General features: G+C 35.7%; 1 protein-coding gene. It reads left to right on the forward strand.

Features of this window, described 5'->3' with window-relative positions:
* Positions 1–152: 152 nt before the first annotated feature.
* Entirely contained in the window at positions 153–650 is a 498-nt protein-coding gene (locus K8089_RS16085; protein ID WP_237604308.1) for a hypothetical protein, read from the forward strand.
* Positions 651–1,147 lie beyond the last annotated feature (497 nt).

Consider the following 1,147-nt stretch of genomic DNA (forward strand, 5'->3'; position numbering starts at 1 on the left):
AAACATTGGGCAACAAGGCATATAATTAATGGCTAGTTCGAGCCTGCTTCCGAAAATCCTATCGGATTTTCTGTTTGGTTTTTATTTGCTAAATTTCGTGCTCAATCGGGCCACTAATCATATGCAGAAACGTTAGCCACAATTTGAACTGAATGCAAAACGACAAGATTTTAGTAGAAGATAAGTTTGTTCCTATTCTCTGTAAACTACCGAAAGAAATGCTTCCGACTATAGAAATAATCAATCAGTTTGAAAAAGCAGAAAAAAACACAAAAGAAATTGTAAAATATCTGAATTGGACAAAATCTGATAACGAAATAATCACCTACAATGGTTATGGAATGTTTGAACTTGAAATTCCTGCAAATTTTGATTTTCTAATTGACTTAAAAGACCCAAATGGCGGAATTGAAATTAAATCAATAATAAAGCAAACTATGTGGAACGGAATGCTTCCTTTGAATATTATTGACCTTGGATATAAAACTTCTTGTATCATCGAATTTGAAAACGGAATTCCTGACCGAATAAACGAATTGAGTTATTACGCTGATTCTGACTTTAAATTAAGGTTTGCTCTTTGTAATAAATCGGATAAAGAAATAATACTGAATAAAAGAAAAACTGTGGCTAACACCGTGTATAACTAATTGCTGGTTCTGTGTGTACTCGGAAAATCCTGCGGATTTCCCTCCTGGTTCGGTTTCTTTTATTAACTTAGTTCTTGCCAACGCAACAAGCCATACACAAACACGTTGTGCAATATTGAGCGAGACGCAAATCGCAACGGAAAATTGGCGGAACAGCGTCCGATTTTTTTTTGGAATTTAGTGTCTAAATAGTAAAATGCAATTCGGACAAAAACGGTGCGCGGACAAAAATGCGGAGCGGAAAAAAAAGGGAGTAGCTGGAATTTTTTGACATCGGAAAAATAAAACTAGCAAACGCAATTTTATTTTTCGATGGACTTTGGAGGAATAGCAAAGCGGAAACAAACGGAACAGAACGCAGAAAAACATTGCACAACAAGGCATATAATTAATGGCTAGGTTGAGCCTGCTTCCGAAAATCCTATCGGATTTTCTGTTTGGTTTTTATTTGCTAAATTCCGTGCTTAATCGGGCCACTAATCATATGCAGAAACGTT

Origin of the sequence: Aequorivita vitellina (assembly GCF_022008365.1) — a bacterium.
Taxonomy (GTDB): Bacteria; Bacteroidota; Bacteroidia; order Flavobacteriales; family Flavobacteriaceae; genus Aequorivita; species Aequorivita vitellina.